The organism is Halorubrum sp. AJ67 (genome assembly GCF_000513435.1).
This window is the reverse complement of record NZ_CBVY010000002.1, coordinates 255,299-257,808: the sequence shown is the minus strand read 5'-3', so window position 1 is coordinate 257,808 and position 2,510 is coordinate 255,299. Positions and strand designations below refer to the sequence as shown.

General features: G+C 55.4%; 2 protein-coding genes. Both read right to left on the bottom strand.

Annotation, left to right across the window (positions count from 1 at the left end; all coding sequences use genetic code 11):
- Positions 1-327: 327 nt before the first annotated feature.
- Positions 328-1,260, bottom strand: a complete 933-nt coding sequence (locus tag BN903_RS03085) for a hypothetical protein (RefSeq protein ID WP_048076325.1) — start codon at positions 1,258-1,260, stop codon at positions 328-330.
- A 546-nt stretch (positions 1,261-1,806) separates the two neighbouring features.
- The gene (locus tag BN903_RS03080; protein WP_048076324.1) at positions 1,807-2,448 is read right to left on the bottom strand and encodes a thymidine kinase; all 642 of its coding nucleotides are present in this window, start codon (positions 2,446-2,448) and stop codon (positions 1,807-1,809) included.
- Between the last annotated feature and the right edge of the window lie 62 nt (positions 2,449-2,510).

Genomic DNA, 2,510 nt, shown 5'->3' with positions numbered 1-2,510 from the left:
CTCGTCGGGCTGTTCCGGCTCGCGACCGACGACGACGAAGAGGTAGAACCGAGGGATGCGGACGAGCCCGGCGATTCGGCGTAGGCGGGATCGGAGATCGGACATAAACGAGATCGAGGGTCAGAGACGGAGTCGACGGGGGATCAGTAGCTCCGTTGAAATACTTAAAAGGTGATAGGTTCTGTTCTCTTGTGCGGTCAATACAGTCAAACCACTTAGCGCCGTACATGTGAAATCTGAGTGGCTCATAAATGGTTGCCTGAGCGTAAGGTTGTGGACCGATTTGTCCGTCTATTCATCAACGTACTCGTACCAAGTGCTCAACATCTAATCTTGATTAATTGGATACACAACGATCTCGCCGTTTGGTTCTCTCACAGATACCGTTTGGCCGATATGGTGGAGGAATTCATTAGCCGATATTTGCCCGTTTGAGAGCTTCCTACACCACTTTGTATCGATACAAAAGTAGACCGCACTACCGTTCTTACCTTCTATTCTGAAATCACTACGAACGACAGGGTATGACGAACGATTCACTACAGAACAGAAAGCAGTGGCAATTTGATTGATCGTTCGGCGTTTCAATTCGTCTGATTCACACTCTGCCTCAATGGCGATCTCGAAGATACCTCCGCGAGCAGCCCCATATGCAGCTCCTGTAACAACAATATCGTCTCCGTTCAGCGTATGAGAGAATCCTTCGACAACAGTCCGTAACTCTTGATCAATTGATGGGATATCGTCAATGTCACTGATATCCGGAAGAATCAATCGTATCGCTCCATGGACCACCAAGCCAACGAGTGCAAATAGTAGAACCCCACCGATGTAATCGATTACAAGAAGATTGGTAAAAAGCAGATAGACGGCGATGATATAGAGGACAGATACTGAAAATTGGAAGACAAATATTACCCCCATTACAATCGCCCAATATGTGGACTGGAAGGTCCCCTCCTGGGCCATCTCTAACCACGAATCAGCGGAATACTTGGCTGGCACTTTATTCCTGTAAACCAAGGCCCCAACCCGGTGAATCTCCCGTTGGCTGCTCAGATTAGCTTCTTTTTTGCCATCTGGCCCATATAGGGACTCTGATGTGGAGTGGCGACTGATGACGCCGATTAACCCGATCAAAGCAGGTACCAGTAGAATTTCTCTGCCAAGTTGGTAAAATAGATAGATGAACGATGCAGGTATGAGATAGTATAATTTGTAATTGGGACCAGAGTCAGGAACGAGAGAGGTTAGATCCATTTCCGAAGATATGAGTAGCCGATCTATTAAAATGGTGAGCAAGATGATTGAATATTATTCAGATACGTCTAATGACCTTTTCAGGAAGTCGTAAACATAGTACTATTACATGCGCAGCTCTCATCAACCGGCTGTTTCAGGCGAGAATCTATCTGAAGAAGAGGATTTCAACAAAACCTCTCGTTTATAAATCGCTGATCGATACGAACACCGCCGAAGCCCCAGTCGCGAGGCGGGCGCACGCTCGCTGTGCTCCTCGTCGCTCGCTTCACTCGCTCCTGCGGTGCTTGCTTCGCCCGCGCCCGCCTCGCGACTGCCCCTTCGAGTCCCGCCCAACCGCAACCGCAGCCTCACACCTCCCCAGCCTCGTCGCTGGCGGTCTTCGCTTCGCTCGACCGCCACCGACTCCCTCGCGCGGTGCTCCTCGCGGTCGCCGAGGGCGACCGCTCGGAGGCACGCGCCACCGCACCGCAGATCGGTCGCTGTTCTTCCTGTACTGAGCGATTAAGGGAAGTATCAACTAATAAGAATTTCAACAAAGTCGGATCAGTCGTTCGCGGGGTCCGCCTCGGCCCCCTCGAACGGTCGCTCCTCCTCGGGTCGGTCTCCGGTCAACAGGACGTGGCAGTCGCGACACCGCGCCTCGTAGGACTCCTCCGCGCCGACGAGGATCGTCGGGTCGTCGACGTGGGCCGGCTCGCCCTCGATGAGCCGCTGGTTCCGAGAGGCCGGCTCCCCGCAGACCGAGCAGATCGCCTGTAGCTTGTCAACGTACTCGGCGGTCGCCATCAGCTGCGGCAGCGGCTCGAACGGCTCGCCGCGGAACGTCTGGTCGGTTCCCGAGACGATCACCCTGGTTCCGCGGTCCGCGAGGGTGTTACAGACCTCGATGAGCGCGTCCGAGAAGAAGTTCGCCTCGTCGATCGCGACCACCTCGGCGGGGTCGTCGTCGAGGATGTCGAACGGCCCGTCGCCCTCGTTGTCGACGACGGTCGCCTCCCACTGTCGGCCGGTGTGGCTGCCGATCGTTGCCTCCCCGTAGCGGTCGTCGACCGCGGGCGTGTAGACGGCGACCGACTGACCGGCGATCTCCGAGCGCCGGAGCCGGCGGAGCAGCTCCTCCGTCTTGCCCGAGAACATCGACCCCGAAATGACCTCGATCCAGCCGGATCGAGTGATGGCGTGCATACCCGATCGGGCCGGAGCCAGCGACTAAACCGTTTCTCTCCGGGCGCGGGCGGCGAGCTAGA